This is a genomic window from Geodermatophilus sp. SYSU D00696, assembly GCF_054050235.1.
In genome coordinates this window covers 1-16,458 of the sequence record NZ_JBJGYY010000052.1, presented here as the reverse complement: position 1 = coordinate 16,458, position 16,458 = coordinate 1, and the positions used below count along the sequence as shown (strand labels likewise).

At 75.9% G+C, this 16,458-nt stretch carries 14 protein-coding genes; 7 read left to right on the top strand and 7 right to left on the bottom strand.

All coding sequences use genetic code 11. The annotated features are described in order from the left end of the window. Positions 1–58 precede the first annotated feature (58 nt). Positions 59–1,756 (top strand): AMP-binding protein, encoded by a 1,698-nt coding sequence (locus tag ACI79O_RS22220; RefSeq protein WP_456915226.1) that lies wholly within the window; start codon positions 59–61, stop codon positions 1,754–1,756. Positions 1,757–1,804: 48 nt separating this feature from the next. On the opposite strand, the gene ACI79O_RS22215 is transcribed toward ACI79O_RS22220, so the two are convergent. The 3 genes from ACI79O_RS22215 to ACI79O_RS22205 form a co-directional block, all read right to left on the bottom strand. Continuing rightward, the gene (locus tag ACI79O_RS22215) at positions 1,805–2,932 is read right to left on the bottom strand and encodes an NDMA-dependent alcohol dehydrogenase (protein WP_456891796.1); all 1,128 of its coding nucleotides are present in this window, start codon (positions 2,930–2,932) and stop codon (positions 1,805–1,807) included. Positions 2,933–3,077: 145 nt separating this feature from the next. Continuing rightward, entirely contained in the window at positions 3,078–3,242 is a 165-nt protein-coding gene (locus ACI79O_RS22210) for a hypothetical protein (RefSeq protein WP_456891794.1), read from the bottom strand. A gap of 8 nt (positions 3,243–3,250) precedes the next feature. Further along, on the bottom strand, positions 3,251–4,045 hold the full coding sequence (locus ACI79O_RS22205; RefSeq protein WP_456891793.1) for a class E sortase: 795 nt from the start codon (positions 4,043–4,045) through the stop codon (positions 3,251–3,253). A 56-nt stretch (positions 4,046–4,101) separates the two neighbouring features. Here ACI79O_RS22205 and ACI79O_RS22200 point away from each other — a divergent pair, with 56 nt between their 5' ends. From ACI79O_RS22200 to ACI79O_RS22175, 6 genes are all read left to right on the top strand, one after another. Continuing rightward, complete coding sequence (locus tag ACI79O_RS22200) at positions 4,102–5,550, top strand: bifunctional 3-(3-hydroxy-phenyl)propionate/3-hydroxycinnamic acid hydroxylase (protein WP_456891791.1); 1,449 nt, start codon at positions 4,102–4,104, stop codon at positions 5,548–5,550. Positions 5,551–5,588: 38 nt separating this feature from the next. Further along, on the top strand, positions 5,589–5,849 hold the full coding sequence (locus ACI79O_RS22195; RefSeq protein WP_456891789.1) for a hypothetical protein: 261 nt from the start codon (positions 5,589–5,591) through the stop codon (positions 5,847–5,849). 175 nt (positions 5,850–6,024) lie between these two features. Beyond that, positions 6,025–7,269 (top strand): iron-containing alcohol dehydrogenase, encoded by a 1,245-nt coding sequence (locus tag ACI79O_RS22190; RefSeq protein WP_456891787.1) that lies wholly within the window; start codon positions 6,025–6,027, stop codon positions 7,267–7,269. Between the two features lie 27 nt (positions 7,270–7,296). After that, complete coding sequence (locus ACI79O_RS22185) at positions 7,297–8,640, top strand: histidine kinase (protein ID WP_456891785.1); 1,344 nt, start codon at positions 7,297–7,299, stop codon at positions 8,638–8,640. Beyond that, positions 8,633–9,292 (top strand): MadR family response regulator transcription factor, encoded by a 660-nt coding sequence (locus ACI79O_RS22180; protein ID WP_456891783.1) that lies wholly within the window; start codon positions 8,633–8,635, stop codon positions 9,290–9,292. The genes ACI79O_RS22185 and ACI79O_RS22180 overlap by 8 nt, the downstream gene beginning before the upstream one ends. Before the next feature lie 172 nt (positions 9,293–9,464). After that, positions 9,465–11,723, top strand: coding sequence for a glycoside hydrolase family 15 protein (locus ACI79O_RS22175; RefSeq protein ID WP_456891781.1), 2,259 nt, complete (start codon positions 9,465–9,467; stop codon positions 11,721–11,723). A gap of 287 nt (positions 11,724–12,010) precedes the next feature. Here the strand turns inward: ACI79O_RS22175 and ACI79O_RS22170 are convergent, their stop codons facing one another. The 4 genes from ACI79O_RS22170 to ACI79O_RS22155 are packed head-to-tail and all read right to left on the bottom strand — an operon-like array spanning position 12,011 to position 16,303. Continuing rightward, complete coding sequence (locus ACI79O_RS22170; RefSeq protein WP_456891779.1) at positions 12,011–13,003, bottom strand: DUF2332 domain-containing protein; 993 nt, start codon at positions 13,001–13,003, stop codon at positions 12,011–12,013. Continuing rightward, a complete protein-coding gene (locus tag ACI79O_RS22165) occupies positions 13,000–13,500 on the bottom strand; it encodes an SRPBCC family protein (protein WP_456891778.1) in 501 nt (166 codons plus the stop codon). The genes ACI79O_RS22170 and ACI79O_RS22165 overlap by 4 nt, the downstream gene beginning before the upstream one ends. A 36-nt stretch (positions 13,501–13,536) precedes the next feature. Continuing rightward, positions 13,537–15,048 carry a VWA domain-containing protein gene (locus tag ACI79O_RS22160; protein ID WP_456891776.1) on the bottom strand — a complete coding sequence of 504 codons (1,512 nt, stop codon included), beginning with the start codon at positions 15,046–15,048 and terminating at the stop codon, positions 13,537–13,539. Between the two features lies 1 nt (position 15,049). Continuing rightward, positions 15,050–16,303, bottom strand: coding sequence for an AAA family ATPase (locus tag ACI79O_RS22155; RefSeq protein ID WP_456891774.1), 1,254 nt, complete (start codon positions 16,301–16,303; stop codon positions 15,050–15,052). Positions 16,304–16,458: the final 155 nt, after the last annotated feature.

The window sequence follows — 16,458 nt, the reverse complement described above, 5'->3', positions numbered from 1 at the left end:
CGCGGGCACCGGGCGACCATCCCCGGGCAGACGACCGCACGAGCGAGGAGCGCACCCCATGCCCGGCACCGCCACCAGCGCCTACCGCGAGGCCCGCGACCAGCTGCTCGCGCTGCGCGCGGACCCCGTCGCGGCGGCCGACCGGTTCCGCTGGCCGCAGGTCGAGGGCCCGTTCAACTGGGCGGTGGACTGGTTCGACGAGATCGCCCGCGGGGTCGACCGGCCCGGCCTGCGCATCACCGGCGAGGACGGCGCCACGGCGAGCTGGTCGTTCGCCGAGCTGGCCCGCCGCTCCGACCAGGTGGCCGGCTGGCTGCGCGAGCGTGGCGTCGGGCGCGGCGACCGCGTCGTCCTCATGCTCGGCAACCAGGTCGAGCTGTGGGAGTCGATGCTCGCCGTCATGAAGCTCGGCGCGGTGATCATGCCGACCACCACCGCGCTCGGTCCGGCCGACCTCGCCGACCGGATCGGCCGCGGCGGCGCGCGGCACGTCGTCGTCAACGCCGCCGACGCCGCCAAGTTCGACGGCGTACCCGGTGACTACGGCCGGATCGCCGTGGGGGAGGCGCCGGCCGGCTGGGCGCCCTACGCCGACACCGCCGGCGCCCCGGACCAGCCCCCGGGCCACCCCGGCACCGAGCCCGGCGACCCGCTGCTCCTGTACTTCACCAGCGGCACCACGAGCCGGCCCAAGCTGGTCGAGCACACGCAGGTCAGCTACCCGGTCGGCCACCTGTCGACGATGTACTGGCTGGGCCTGCAGCCCGGCGACGTGCACCTGAACATCAGCTCGCCGGGCTGGGCCAAGCACGCCTGGAGCTGCTTCTTCGCCCCGTGGGCCGCCGAGGCCACCGTCGACCTGTTCGACTACCGCCGCTTCGACGCCGGCGCGGTGCTCGGACACGTCCGCGGCGCCGGCGTCACCACGTTCTGCGCCCCGCCGACGGTGTGGCGGATGCTCATCCAGGCCGACCTGTCCGGCGGCCCGGGCGGGCTGCGCGAGGTGGTCGCCGCCGGGGAGCCGCTCAACCCGGAGGTCATCGAGCAGGTCCGCCGGCACTGGGGGCTGACGCTGCGGGACGGCTACGGGCAGACCGAGACGACGGCGTCCGTGGGCAACAGCCCGGGCGCGGAGGTGCGGCCCGGCTCGATGGGACGCCCGCTGCCCGGCGTCCCCGTGGTGCTGGTCGACCCGCTCACCGGGAAGCCCGCCGACGACGGCGAGATCTGCCTGGACCTCTCGCAGCGGCCGGTCGGGCTCATGACCGGCTACCAGGGCGACCCCGAGCGGGCGGCCGAGGCCATGGCCGGCGGCTACTACCACACCGGCGACGTCGCGACCCGGGACGCCGACGGCTACATCACCTACGTCGGGCGCACCGACGACGTCTTCAAGGCCAGCGACTACAAGATCAGCCCGTTCGAGCTGGAGAGCGTGCTCATCGAGCACCCGGCGGTGGTGGAGGCCGCCGTCGTGCCGGTGCCCGACCCGGTGCGGGCCGCGGTCCCCAAGGCCTACGTCACCCTGGCCCCGGGGTGGGAGCCCGGCCCGGAGACGGCGCTGGCGGTGCTGCGCCACGCGCGCGAGCGGCTGGCGCCCTACCTGCGGGTGCGCCGGGTGGAGTTCGCCGAGCTGCCCAAGACCATCTCGGGCAAGATCCGCCGGGTCGAGCTGCGGCACCGCGAGGAGGCGGCCGCGCCCGCCGGCACCGGCACCGACTGGGCCGACACGGACTTCCCCGAGCTGCGCGGCTGAGCGGGAGCCCCGTGCCCGCCGGCGGCGCCGGCGGGCACGGGGACGGTGTCAGCGGTCGGCGTCGGTGTAGACGACCACCCCACGGATGTTCTTGCCGTCGCGCATGTCCTGGTAGCCCTGGTTGACGTCCTCGAGCGAGTACGTCGTGGTCGCCAGCTCGTCGAGCTTGAGCTGGCCCTCCTGGTACAGCGAGAGCAGCTCGGGGATCGCCGCGCGCGGGGCCAGCCCGCCGAAGATGGCGCCCTGCAGGTCCTTCTGCAGCAGGGTCAGCTCGAACAGCGAGAGCGTCACGTCGGTGTTGGCGTAGTTGCCCATGCCGGTCACGACGGCGCGGCCGCCCTTGCCGGTGAGGCTGAGCGCGGTCTGGATGTCCTCGCCCTGGATGTCGCCGACGGTGATGATCGTCTTGTCGGCCATCCGGCCCCAGGTCAGCTCGTTGACCTTCTCGGTGGCCTCCTCGGCCGACTCGAAGACGTGCGTGGCGCCGAGGTCCATCGCCCACTCGCGCTTGCGGGCCACCGGCTCGATGACCATGACCCGCTTGGCGCCGGCCGCCGCGGCGCCCTGGACGGCGTTCATGCCGACGCCGCCGGCGCCCATGACGACGACGTTCTCGCCCGGCCGGACGTCGGCGACCTTGGTGGCCGAGCCCCAGCCGGTGGTGACCCCGCAGCCGACCAGCGCGGCGACCTCGAGCGGGATGTCCGGCTCGATCTTCACGACCGAGGCCTGGTGCACGGTGATGTAGGGCGAGAAGGTGCCGAGCAGGCACATCGGGATGACGTCCTTGCCGCGGGCCCGGACCCGGTAGGAGCCGTCGGAGATCGACGTGCCGGCCAGCAGGTTCGCGCCCAGGTCGCAGAGGTTCTGCATCCCCTTGGAACACGGCGGGCACTGCCCGCAGGCGGGGATGAAGGCGGTGACGACGTGGTCGCCCTCCTGCAGCCCGGTGACGCCGGGGCCGACCTTGGTGACGACGCCGGCGCCCTCGTGCCCGCCGATGACCGGGTAGAACGCCACGGGCGTGCCGCCGGTGACCAGGTGCTCGTCGCTGTGGCACAGCCCCGAGGCGGCCAGCTGGACCTGGACCTCACCCGCCTTGGGATCGCCGAGCTCGATCTCCTCGACCGACCACTCCTCGCCCACGCCCCACAGGATCGCGCCCTTGGTCTTCACCCGGTGTCCCTCTCGTCCGTGCCCGGTCACCGCCCGTCGCCGTCGACGGGCCGCCGGGACTACTGTGCGCCGGGCCACAGACTCCGTGTGACACCGGGTGCCGTCAAGCCGGGCGGCCGGTCCGGTTCCGCGTCCGCGGGCCGGGTCAGCGGCCGGGGTCGACCGTCACCGAGGTGAACGGCACGTGGGGCTCCACGACCGGGAAGACGACGAACAGCAGCAGCGCGCAGACGGCGAGCGCGAGCAGCAGCGACAGCGCCGAGCGGCTCGCCGTCCCCCCGGGCAGGTGGCGCCAGATCCAGCGGTACACGGGCCCTCTCAGTCCTCGGTCAGGGCCGGCGGCCCGTCGGGTGCGTCGGCCCGGGTGATGCCGGGTCCGTCGAGGACGGCGTGCACGACCAGGCGCTGCTGGGCGGAGTAGCGCGGGTGGCAGGTGGTGAGCGTCAGGTAGGCGCCGGTGGGCGCGGCGTCGGCCGGGCCGCCGGGGGTCGGCGCGATGACCTCCACCTGCGCCGGCGTGACGACCCGCCGGCCGGGGATGCCGCCGGGGTCGGCGAAGTCGCCGGTGGTCTCGTCGCCGAGCACGCGGTAGGTGAACCAGCCGTCGGCCACCTCGACCACGATCGGGTCGCCGGGGCGCAGCGCGTCGAGCTCGAGGAACGGCGAGCCGCGGCCCACCCGGTGACCGGCGATGGACACGTTGCCCTGCTGGCCGGGCATCGCCGTGCCGACGTAGTGCCCCGGCCCCTGGGACAGCTGGTCCTCGGTGGTGCCCTCGAGCACGACCCGCGACCAGTCCTCGCCCAGCCGCGGCACGTGCAGCACCGCGAAGGGCTCGCCCACCCCGGGATCGGTGGGGGAGGTCGGGACACCGACCACGGGGGCGTCGGAGCCCCACCCGGTGCGCAGCTCGTCGGCGAGGCGGTCCTGCTCGCGGGCGGCGAACAGGTCGGTGACCCACAGCTCGTAGACGACGAACAGCAGCAGCACGACGCCGGTGGTGACCAGCGTCTGGCCGAGGCCGCCGGCGAGGGTGCGCCAGCGGTCACGCCGCGGACGGCCGTACCGGCGCCCCTCGGTGGGGGACGGTGCGGTCGCGGAGGGTGAGGCCATGGCGACTCCACGATGCCAGCCGGAGGTGCACGTCCCGGTCCGGCAGAGTGGGCGGCGTGTCGCAGCAGCCGGTGGTCGTCGTCGGCGCCGGTCCCGTGGGCGCCACCGCCGCGCTCCTGCTCGCCGCGCGCGGGCTGCCGGTCCTGCTGCTCGACCGGCAGCCGCGGCCGCCGGGGGTCCCGCGGGCGGTGCACCTCGACGACGAGGCGCTGCGCGCCCTGGCCGACGCCGGCGTCGCCGGGGAGTTCCTCGCGGTCAGCCGGCCGCTGGCGGGGCTGCGGCTGGTCGACGCCGACCACCGGGTGCTGGCCGAGTTCGGCCGGGTGCCCGGGACGGGCCGGCACGGCTGGCCGCAGGCGTCGATGTTCCACCAGCCCGACCTCGAGGCCGTGCTGGGCGCCGCCGTCGCCCGTGCCCCGGGGATCACGCTCCGGGCACCGGCCGAGGTGGTGGGGCTGACCGAGCGGGCGGACCGGTCCGTCACGGTGGCGACGGTCGACCGGCGCACCGGCGAGCGGGCCGACGTGCCCGCCGCGGCGGTGCTCGGCTGCGACGGCGCGAACAGCACCGTGCGGCGACTGGTCGGCGGCCGGATGCGCGACCTCGGCCGGCCCGACCGCTGGCTGGTGGTCGACCTGCGCACGCCGTCGCCGCTGCCGGTGTGGCCGGGCGTGCACCAGGTGTGCGACCCGGCCCGCGCCGCGACGTTCATGCCGGTCACCGGCGACCGCTACCGCTTCGAGACCCGGCTGCTGCCCGGCGAGACCCCGGCGGACCTCGCCGGCGCGCTGCCCCGGCTGCTCGCGCCGTTCGGTGCCGCGGACGCCGAGGTGGTGCGCGCCGCGGAGTACGTCTACCGGGCGCAGGTCGCCGACCGGTGGCGCCGGGGACGGGTGGTGCTGGCCGGTGACGCCGCCCACCTGACCCCGCCGTTCGTCGGCCAGGGTCTCGGCCTCGGCCTCCGCGACGTGCACCAGGTCGCCTGGAAGGTGGCCGCGGTGGTGACCGGGGACGCCGGCGAGGACCTGCTCGACACCCACGGCGCCGAGCGCGCGCCGCACGCCCGGGCGCTGGTCCGGCTGGCGGCGCTGCTCGGGCTGCTGATGACCGGTGGGGGAGCGGCGGCGGTCCCGGCCCGCCGGGCGGTGCTGGCCGCCGTCGCCCGCGTGCCGGCGCTGGCCGCCTACACCGCCGACAGCCGGACGCCGCCGTTGCGCCCCGGCCCGCTGGTCGACCGCCGCGGCCGGGCCGGTCGGCGGCTGGCGGGCTCGCTCGTCCCGCGCGCGCGGGTCCGCGCCGGCGGGCGGGAGTGCCGGCTCGACGACGTCCTCGGCACCGGGACGGCGGTGCTGGCGCTGGCCGCCGCCGGCCGGATCACGGTCACCGCGGGCGGGCGGCGCACCGAGGTGGACGACGCTGACGGCGTGCTGACCGCGTGGCTGCAGGCGGGGCGGGCGCGCTTCGCCGTCGTCCGGCCCGACCGGGTCGTGCGCGCCGCGGGATGAGTGCATCCCCGGCGCCACCTGCGGGTACCGGGCGGCCCATGCAGATCGACAAGGCACAGATCCTCCAGCTGCTGCAGTCCCAGGGCGACGACGCCAAGGCGCAGCAGGCCGACCAGGAACTGCCCGGGCAGGTGGACACCGAGCAGCACGCCGGGCTGCTGCAGAGCCTCGGGCTCGACCCGATGGACCTCGTCCGCATGCTCGGCGGCGGTGGCCTCGGTGGCCTCGGCGGCGGTGGGAACGACCAGGGCGGTGGCGGCGGCCTCGGCGGGGCGATCGGCGGCATCCTCGGCCGCTGACCCCGCGGGGGTCCTCGTGCACTTCCGCGGAGATGCACCGTGCACCTCCGCGGAAGTGCACGTCTGTGACGGGCGGCGCGCGATCGTGTGATGCGCGTCACGGAGGCGGTTATCGTGGTCGGGCCGTCCGAGCCCTGGAGGCCCCCGTGCCCGCTCCCCTGCCCCGCCCCGTGCGGTGACCGCCGTCCCGCTGCGGTCCGGGCCGCCGGCCCGCCGCGCGCTCGACCAGGAGATCCGCCCCGCGCCCCGCCCCTGCGCCGAGCCGGCCGCACCGGGCTTCAGCAAGTACCTCGTCCCCGAGGTGGTGTTCGGCTGGGGTGCGCTGTCCGAGGCCGGCTTCGCCGCCCGCCGACTGGGTGCCCGCCGGCCCTTCGTGGTGACCGACGCCGGCCTGGTCGAGGCCGGGTGGCCGGCCGAGCTGGGGGGCCACCTCGCCGACGTCGGCCTGCGGCCCACCGTCTGGACCGGGCTCACGCCCAACCCCAAGGACCACGAGGTCGCCGAGGGGGTGCAGCGCTACCTCGAGGGCGGCTGCGACGTGATCGTCGCCCTCGGCGGCGGATCGGTCATCGACGCGGCCAAGGCGGTCGCCGTCGTGGTGAGCAACGGGGGGTCGATCCTCGACTACGAGGGGGTCGACCGCGTCACCACCGCGATCCCCCCGACCGTCATGTGCCCGAGCACCGCGGGCACCGGCGCCGACGTGTCGCAGTTCGCCGTCGTCACCGACACCACCCGGCGGCTCAAGGCCACCCTGATCGGCCGGGCGCTGGTCCCCGACATCTCGCTCACCGACCCGCGGCTGCTCACCACGATGCCCGACGACCTGGCCGCCGCCACCGGCCTCGACGCGCTCACCCACGGCATCGAGGCGTTCGTCTCCCGGGCGTCGGGCCCGCTCACCGACGTGCACGCCCTGCACGCCGTCGAGCTCATCTGCACCTCGCTGCGGCGGACGCTTGCCGCGCCCGACGACACCGCCGCCACCACCGCCATGGCGCAGGCCAGCCTGGAGGCCGGACTGGCCTTCACCAACGCCATCCTCGGTGCCACGCACGCGATGAGCCACCAGGTCGGCGGGCTGCTCGACGTGCCGCACGGCGTGGTCAACGGGGTGCTGCTGCCGCACGTCATCCGGTTCAACGCCCGCGCCGTCCCCGAGCGGTTCCTGCCGGTGGCCCGCGCCATGGGCGTCGACGTCACCGGCCTGTCGGGCGAGGCGGCGGCGGAGGCAGCGGCCGACGTCGTCACCCGCCTGGCCGCCGACCTGGGCTGCCCGAGTCGGCTGGGGCCGCTGGGCGTGCGCGAGTCCGACGTCGAGCGGCTCGCGACGACGACGCTCGGCGACGCGTGCCTGTCGACCAACCCCCGGGACGCAGACCGGGCCGAGATCGCCGCGCTGTTCCGGGCGGCGATGTGACCGCCCGCCGGGTCTGAGCGGGCGCCGGTGACCTCGCGCACCCCCGTCCCCGGGATCCCCGAGCTCACCGGGCTGCGCTCGTCCAAGCCCAGCTGGTACGCGGAGTACCGGCAGACGGCCGAGGACCTCTCCCGGGCGCTCACCCAGCTCGAGCACGTCGCCCACGTGCTCTCGGCGACCGGTGAGGGGGCCCACGCCCTGTGCCGCGCCGTCGTCGACGCGACCGCGGGCCAGCTCGCCGTCCCGTGGGTGGTGCTCGCCCTCGCCGAGGACGCGCTGCCGCTGGCCCGGCCGCGGCTGGTCGGCCGCGGTCCCGGCGACGCGACGGCCGGTGACCTCGCCGAGCTGCCACCCGACGTGGGCCGGCCGGTCGCCGCCGCCCTCGCTGCGGTGGAGACCGGGCCGTGGCGGACCGGCGACGGCGCCGTCGTCGTCCCGCTGGTGGTCGACGGCGATCCGGTCGGGGCCCTGGTGGCCTGCGGCGGGGCGCCGCGCCGTGCCGACCACGCCGACCTGTCGATCCTGCGGATCGTCGCCAACCAGTCGGCCGTCGCGCTGCACGCCGACCACCTGCTGGCCCGCTCGGAGGCGCTGCGCCGGCAGACCGAGCGGCTCTACGCCGAGGCCGACCAGCGGGCCCGCGACCTCGCCGAGCGGCACCGCCAGCTGGCCGAGGCCGAGCACCGCCTCGACGTCGCCGCCCAGCGCGAGGCGGTCGACGCCGAGCGGCACCGGATCGCCCGCGAGCTGCACGACAGCGTGGCCCAGCACGTGCTCTCGGCCGGCATGACGATCGAGTGGTGCCGGCCGGAGGTGGCCCACCACGCCGAGGTGCACGAGCGGCTGGGGCACGCCAAGGCGCTGACCCGGGAGGCGGTCGAGCGGCTGCGCGGCGCCATCCACGCGCTGTCGGAGCACGAGCACGACCCGCCCGGCCCGGCGCTGCCCGACCTGCTCGGCCGGCTGCCGTCGGTGCCGGGGCTGGCGGTCGCGGTGCGCGTCGAGGGCCGGCCGCGGGTGCTGCCGCCGGGGGCCGAGCACCAGCTGTTGCGGATCGCCACGGAGTGCCTGTCCAACACCGCCCGGCACGCCGGCGCGACCCGGGCGACCGTGCGGCTCGGGTACCGACCCGACGGGGTCCGGTTGTCGGTCGCCGACGACGGGACCGGCGACCCCGAGACGCTGCGCCGCGCGCTGCGGGCCGCCGCCCGGCGCGGCGACGGCCACCACTGCGGGCTGCGCAACATCGCCTCCCGCTGCCGCGAGCTCGGCGCCGGCCTGCGCGTCGCCCGCGCCCGGATGGGCGGGGTGCGGGTGGAGGTCCGGCTGCCGCTCCCGCCCGACACGCCCCCGGAGGAGACCGGTGACTGAGCCGATCCGGCTGGTGATCGTCGACGACCACGCCATCGTCCGGCGGGGCCTGCGGTCGATCCTCGAGCGCGAGCCGGACATCGAGGTCGTGGGCGAGGCGGCCACCGCCGCGGCCGCACTCGACCTGGTCGCCGCGGTCCGGCCGCACATCGTGCTGCTCGACCTCAAGCTCTCGGCGGGGTCCGACGTCGCCGGCCTGGCGCTGTGCGGCGAGCTCACCGCCCGGACCCCGGCGCCGGGCGTGCTGGTGGTCACCACGTTCCTCGACGAGCGGCTGGTGGTGGAGGCGATCCGGCACGGCGCGCGGGGCTACGTGCTGAAGGACGTCGACGCCGTCGCGCTGGTCGCCGCGATCCGGGCGGTCCGCCGGGGCGAGAGCGCCTTCGACAGCCACAGCGCGGCGATGGTCGTGCGCTCGCTGGCCGCCCCGGCGCCCTCGTCACCGCGGGGCCGGCCGTCCCCGGAGCTGACCGGCCGCGAGCGGGAGGTGCTGGCCCTGCTGGCCCGGGGACTGTCGAACGAGGCGATCGGCCGTGAGCTCTACATCTCGGCCACGACGGCGAAGTTCCACGTCACCAACCTGATGCGCAAGCTCGCGGTCTCCCGGCGCGCCGAGGCCGTCTACGCCGGCTCCAAGCTCGGTCTCATCTGACGTTGACCGGGCACGCACGGGACGCCTTAGGGTGTGGTGCACGTCACACAGAGCCCGGCTGTGCGACCGGCACCCCGGGCCGAACCCGCTCGACCCAGACGGGCTCTGCCTGCCCCCGATCCGGACGCCCGTGACCGTCCCGGGGCGGCATCCCGGGACGGAGGACCAGCCGGTGGACCGCGACGACCTGTCTCCCCGCACGCCACGCCGCAGGGGCCCGTACGGCCCGGCCGGGCCGTACGGGCCGTGGCCCCCGGGGAGACGGCCGGTCCTCGGCGGGGCCGTCGTCGCGGGCGCCCTCGTCCTGGGCGCGGTGGTGCCGGCGTCGGCCCAGGCGGCGGACGCGGCGCCCGGGTACCCCGGCGAGGCGGCGACCTGGTCGCCCGGGGACAAGGACGGCTTCGGGACGGCGATCGGCGCCCTCGACAGCACGGTCTGGTACACGCTCAACGACGGCACGCTCAGCGAGGTCTACGCCCCGCGGATCGACACGCCGAGTTCCCGGGACACCCAGTTCGTCGTCACTGACGGCGCCACCTTCGCCGAGCGGGAGGACGAGGCCACCGACTCCGTCGTCGAGCTGGTCGACCCGCGGGCCCTGGTCTACCGGCAGGTCAACACCGCGCAGAGCGGCCGCTACCGGATCACCAAGACCTACACCACCGACCCCGACCGGTCCGCGGTGCTCGTCGACGTGCAGTTCGAGTCCCTCGACGGGCAGCCCTACCAGGTCTACCTGCTCCACGACGTGGGCCTGGGCCTCAACGCCAACGACGACACCGGTCGCTCCGCCGACGGGCGGCTGCTGGCCACCGACGGTGCGCTGAGCAGCGCCGTCACCGTCTCGGGTGGCCTCACCGACACCTCCAGCGGCTACCTCGAGCGCAGCGACGGGTGGGCCGACCTGCGCGACGACTACGTCCTCGACGACACCTGGGACGCGCCGACCCCCGGCAACGTGGTGCAGATCGGCCGCACCGGCCTCACCGGCACCGACGACGGGCAGCACCTCACCCTCTCCCTCGGCTTCGGGACGACGGAGGACGACGCCGCGCAGGCCGCCGACCAGGCGCTGGAGCGGGGCTACGACGACGCCCTGGCGGCCTACACCGAGGGCTGGCACGACTACCTCGACGGCCTGGCGCCGGTGCCGGCCAGCGCCGAGCAGTGGCGCACGGAGTACGACGTGTCCGCGATGGTCGTCGCGGCGAGCGAGGACAAGACCTTCCGCGGCGGGTTCATCGCCTCCCCGGGCAAGCCGTGGGCCTGGGCGAACGAACTCCAGCACTTCCCCGTCTACCACGAGGTCTGGTCCCGGGACCTGTACCAGCACGCGACCGCCCTGATCGCGATGGGCGACGAGGCGGCCGCCGAGCGCGCGCTGGACCACCTGTGGACGGTCCAGCAGCGTCCCGACGGGTCGTTCCCGCAGAACGCGCGCCTCGACGGCGAGGCGGTCTTCGGCGGGCTGCAGATGGACGAGGTCGCCCTGCCGATCGTGCTCGCCTGGCAGCTCGGTCGGACCGGGCCGGAGGACTGGGAGCGGGTGCGGCTCTCGGCGGACTTCATCGTGGCCGAGGGGCCGCAGACCGAGCAGGAGCGGTGGGAGAACCTGGGCGGGTGGTCGCCGAACACCATCGCGGCCGAGATCGCCGGCCTGGTGACCGCGGCCGAGATCGCCCGCGCCAACGGTGACGACGCCCGGGCCGACACCTACCTGGCCACGGCCGACGAGTGGCGGGCCGGCCTGGCGGAGTGGACCGTGACGACCACCGGCCCGCTGTCGCCCGAGCCGTACTACCTGCGCATCACCGCCGACGGGGACGCCGACGCCGGCACGCAGATCCAGATCGCCGACGGCGGCCCGCTGGTCGACCAGCGGGAGGTGCTCGACCCGAGCTTCCTCGACCTGGTCCGGCTCGGCATCGTCCCGGCCGACGACCCGGTCGTGCTCAACACCCTGCGACTGGTCGACGAGCAGCTGGCCTACGACACGGCCAACGGCCGGTTCTGGCACCGGTCGAGCTTCGACGGCTACGGGGAGAAGGCCGACGGCACCCAGTGGGAGCCGGTGGACCCGGGCTCGCGGGAGACGATCGGCCGCGGCTGGCCGCTGCTCACCGGCGAGCGGGGCGAGTACGAGCTGGCCGCCGGCGGCGATGCGGCCGCGGCCGCCCAGGGGCGGCTGGACACCATGGCCCGCTCGGCCGACGACCGGTCCTACTTCCTCGCCGAGCAGGTGTGGGACGACCAGCCGCCGTCCGCGGAGGGGACGGAGTTCGTGCCGGGGGAGCCGACGTTCTCCGCGACGCCGCTGTCCTGGAGCCACGCGGGCTTCATCCGGCTCGCGCACGCCGTCGACGCCGGTCGTCCCGTGGACACCCCCGACGTCGTGGCCTGCCGGTACGAGACGTCGCTCTGCCAGGACTGACGCGCTCGATCTGGTGCACTTCCGCGGAAGTGCACCAGATCGGGCGCGCTCCGCGATCCGCCTGACGGCGGCGAGCGTGGCGGGGATGCCCTCGTGCGCGGCGATGGTCGTGCGCTCGCTGGCCGCCCCGGCGCCCTCGTCGCCGCCGGGCCGGTCGTCCCCGGAGCTGACCGGCCGCGAGCCCTGCATCTCGGCGACGACGGCGGAGTTCCACGTCACCGACCTGATGGGCGAGCTCGCGGTCTCCCGGCGCGCCGAGGCCGGCTACGCCGGCTCCGGGCTCGGCCTCATCCAGCAGGGACCGGCTCGGGGTCGCGGCCGAGCCAGTCGATCCGCCCGCCGTGGGGTGCGGTGTGCGCCAGCGGGCGGCCGTCGAGGGACAGCACGAAGTAGGGCCCCCACCCGCCGGGGAACGGCTCCCCCGTGCCGGGCACCATGCCCGCCCCCTCCTGCGCCACCCAGCGCACCGGCAGGCCGCGCACCCGGTCGACAAACGCCGTGCGCCGGGCCGCCTCGACGTAGGGCAGCACCGCCGTGTGCACGACGACCGGCACCGCCCCGTCCGGCACCAGGGCGAGGGCGTCGGGCAGCCGGTCGAGCAGGTCGCCGGCCAGCAGGGTGGGCGGCTCCCGCGCGGCGATGGCCGCGGCGGCGTCGAACCGCTGCAGCCGCTCGGCCTCGACCGGACCGGGCCACACGAGCGTGCGCAGCCAGGCGCGGTCGTCCGGGTCGGTGACGTCGAGCGGGTCCAGGTCGACGCCGATGCGCGCGACCACCTCGGGCAGCGCGGTCGGTACCGGCACCGGCCCGCTGGTGGCGCACCGCAGCTGCACCGGGCTCGGCGGCCCGACCCGGCGGCCGTCGTACTCGTAGGAGTAGCGGTCGGGGTAGAGGCACAGCCCGGCCGAGGCCCCCACCTCCACGAGCGCGAGCGGGCCCCCGATCGTGGCGAGGGCCGGCAGGAGCGCCGCACAGCGCGCGGGCTCGTTGGTCTGCGTCGCCCGGGCGAGCACCGTCGCCCGCAGCCGTTCGCCGTCGGAGACCACCCGCTCGTGCAGCTCGGCGCCGTCGGCGGGGACGCCGCCGAGGAACCGGAGCGCGGCGAGGAACAGCGGCGGGCCCCGCTTGCCCGCCGGGAGACCGGCCAGGAAGTCCAGGACGTCCCGGTCGCGGGCGACGGCGGCCGCCAGCGCGGAGTACGCCGGCGCCTCGGTGACGGTCTCCGCGCTGAACGCCCGGTAGCCCTCGGCGATCCGCTCCGGACCGGCGTCGTCGCTCACCCCGGCGCCGGGGCGCCGGCGTCACCGCCGCGGCGGCCGGCCTCGGCGATGCGCTTGACCGCCGCCAGCGTGGCCGGGATGCCCTCGTGTGCCGCCCGGGTGCGCTGCTCGATCTGGTGTTGCGCGTCCTCGCCGTAGCGCTCGGCGAAGAACTCGTGACCGGCGGGCAGGAACTCCCAGGTCTCGGTCAGCCGGGTCCCGCCGGCGACCGGCTCCATGAGGTAGCCCCAGCGGACCAGCCGGCCGCCGACCAGCCAGGCGAACTCCCGGCCGCGGTCGGCCGCCACGACCAGGCTGCGGGTCTCCCACGTGCGGGCGGGTGTGACGTTGCGGCCGGTGAACCAGTCGCCCACCTGCCCGGTGGCGCCCTCGTCCCACCAGCAGGCCACGCAGACCGGGCTCCACTCGCCGGTGCGGGTCACGTCGCTGACCAGGTCGTAGACCTCCTCCGGCGAGGCGGCGACGACGATCGAGTCGGAGTGGGTCAGGTCGGTCACGCCCGCAGTGTGCACTTCCGCGGAAGTGCACACCCGTCAGCGGGCGGAGGCGCGGGTGACGACGTCGGTGGCCCAGCTCTCCAGGCCGCTGTGGTCGCGGATGACCTCCACCCGGTCGCAGTGCTCGGCGTAGGCGGGCAGGTCGCAGCCGCCCAGCGCCCAGGAGTACCGCGGCTCGGGGGTCAGCCAGATCGTCTCGCGCACGCGGCGGGTGAGGTCGGCGAAGACGTCCAGCCGCGGGGCGTTGCCGTTGCCGCGGCCGTCCCCGAGCACGAGCAGCGTCGAGCGGCGGGTGAAGGCGCCGGAGTGGTCGGCGGCCAGCCGCGCGAACACGGTCCCGTAGTCGCTGGCGGCGTCGACGTCGATGACGTCGCCGCCGAAGACCAGCCCGAGGGCGTGCTCCAGCGGGTGCTCGTCGAACAGGTCGGTGATCTCGACGACGTCGTCGACGAAGGCGAACGTGCGGACCTGCGCGAACAGGTCCTGCAGCGCGTGCACCACGTGCAGGCTGAACCGCGCCGCCGTCCGCACCGACAGGCTCACGTCGGCGACGACGACCAGCCGCGGCCGGTCCTCGGCCAGCCGCGTGGTCACCGGCCGGAACGGGACGCCGTCGTAGCGCATGTTGCGCCGCATCGTCCGGGCGACGTCGACCCGCCCGCGGGGCGACTGCCGCTTCCGGTGCGTGAGCCCGCCGTGCAGCGAGCCGGCCAGGCGGCGCAGCGAGTCCTCGATCCGCGCCCGCTCGGCCTCGGAGACCTTCTCGACCGGCGCCCGGGCGAGCTCGCGCTCCTCGATCGCGAGGTCGGTCATCTCGGCGAGCTTCTGCAGGTGGGCGGCCAGCAGCTCGGGCAGGTCCTCGATGACGCCGGCGAGCCGGCGGCGCAGCGCCTCGGCGACCTCGGGGTCCAGGTCGCCGACCGGGTCGGCCAGCCAGTCGCGCAGCGCCTGCTGCTGGGCCACCGTCAGCTGCACGTCCAGCGGGGTGCCGCCGGCGCGCACCAGCTCGCCGGGCAGGCCGGGGTCGTGCAGCCGCGAGACCTCCAGCTGGACCTGCTGGGCGTCGTCGGCCGGACCGGCGGGGCTCTCCGACGACAGCACGATCTGCTGGGTCAGCGAGGCGAGGTCGATCTTGTTCGCCTCCTGGTGCAGGTTGTACTGCGCGGCGAGGTCCTCGGGCCGGAAGAAGTCGCGGATGTCGACCGGCTTGCCGTGGCTGTGCCCCTCCTGGACGTCGGTGGGCGGGTCGGCCGACCAGGTCATCCGGGTGAGCTCGCCGGTGTCCTCGAGGTCGTCGTGGGCGTGGCCGTGGTCCTGCTCGTCCTCGACCACCGGCCGCAGCGTGAAGAAGCGGTCGAAGGTGTCGGCGAAGACCTCGGCGTCGCGGCGGTCCTTGAGCAGTGCCGCGCCCAGCGCGGCCTCGAGCGCCGCGCGGTCGCTGACGCCGACGGCGGCCGCGGCCGCCGCCGCGTCGACGACCTCCGCCGTCGACACCCGCATCCCGCGCAGCCTCAGCAGCCGGACGAACCGGTGCAGGGCGTCCTCCACCTCACACCGGCCGGCGCCGCGCGCTGCCGCGGTTGCCGGCGGGGAAGGAGCGCGCCCCCTGCCCGGCGCCCACCTGCCGCTTCGGCGCGGGCGCCGCGTCGGGCGTCTCCGACGGCGCCTGCTGGCCGTAGTAGTTGCGGTCGTGCCGGCCGGGGGCGTCCTTGGCGGCCCGCACGCGGCGGCCGTCGTCGTCCGGGTGCTCGTGCCCGTGGTCGTGCGCCCCTGAGTGGTCGTGGTCGTGGGTGTGCCCGCCGTGGGTGTGTGCCCCGTGCGAGTGGGTGTGCCCGAGGGGCGGCGGCACCGTCGCGTTCGGGTCGACCAGCCGCGGCAGCGCGTCGCGGGAGCGCTGCACGTCGCGCTCGTACTTGGCGACGACGGACACGGTGTCCGACAGCACCTCGGCCGACAGCTCGCCGACGCCGAGGACGGCGAGGGTGCGGGCCCAGTCGATGGTCTCGGAGATGCTCGGTGCCTTGCGCAGGTCCAGTCCCCGCAGGCCGCGGACGATCTCCACCAGCCGTCGCGCGGTCGCGTCGTCGAGGCCGGTGCGCTTGGACCGGAGGATCTCCAGCTCGCGGTCGGCGTCGGGGTACTCGAGGAACAGGTGCAGGCAGCGGCGCTTGAGCGCGGCGGAGAGGTCGCGGGTGTTGTTCGAGGTCAGGACGACGTAGGGCGGCTGCCGGGCGACGAAGGTGCCGATCTCGGGCACCGACACCTGGTACTCGGCCAGCATCTCCAGCAGCACCGCCTCCAGCGCCTCGTCGGCGCGGTCGACCTCGTCGACCAGCAGCACCACCGGCTCCTCCGAGCGCACCGCCTCCAGCAGCGGCCGGGCGGCGAGGAACCGCTCGGTGAAGAACGCGCTGTCGGCGGAGGCGATCCGCTCCACCGCCGCCTCGAGGGTGTCGGCGTCCCCCAGCAGCGCGGCGGTCTTCTCGCGCAGGATCTGGGTGTAGAGCAGCTGCTTGCCGTAGTCCCACTCGTAGAGGGCCTTCGTCTCGTCCTGGCCCTCGTAGCACTGCAGGCGCAGCAGCCGGCGGCCCGTGGCGGCGGCCAGCGTCTTGGCCAGCTCGGTCTTGCCGACGCCGGCCGGGCCCTCCAGCAGCAGCGGCTTGGCCAGCCGGGACATGACGAACGTCGTCGTCGCCAGTCGCCGGTCCGCGATGTAGCCCTGCTCGGCGAAGGCCCGGGCGACGTCGTCCGGGCTGTCGAAGTCGTGCGGGGCAGGGTCGGCGGGGACGGGCTGGACGCTCAACGGGGCTCCCTGGGGCAGGAGAGGGGGGGGGGGGGGGGGGGGGGGGGGGGGGGGGGGGGGGGGGGGGGGGGGGGGGGGGGGGGGGGGGGGGGGGGGGGGGGGGGGGCGGCCGCCGCCGCCCCCGCGGTATAAGCTAGGTGATTTGTTGGGGGGGG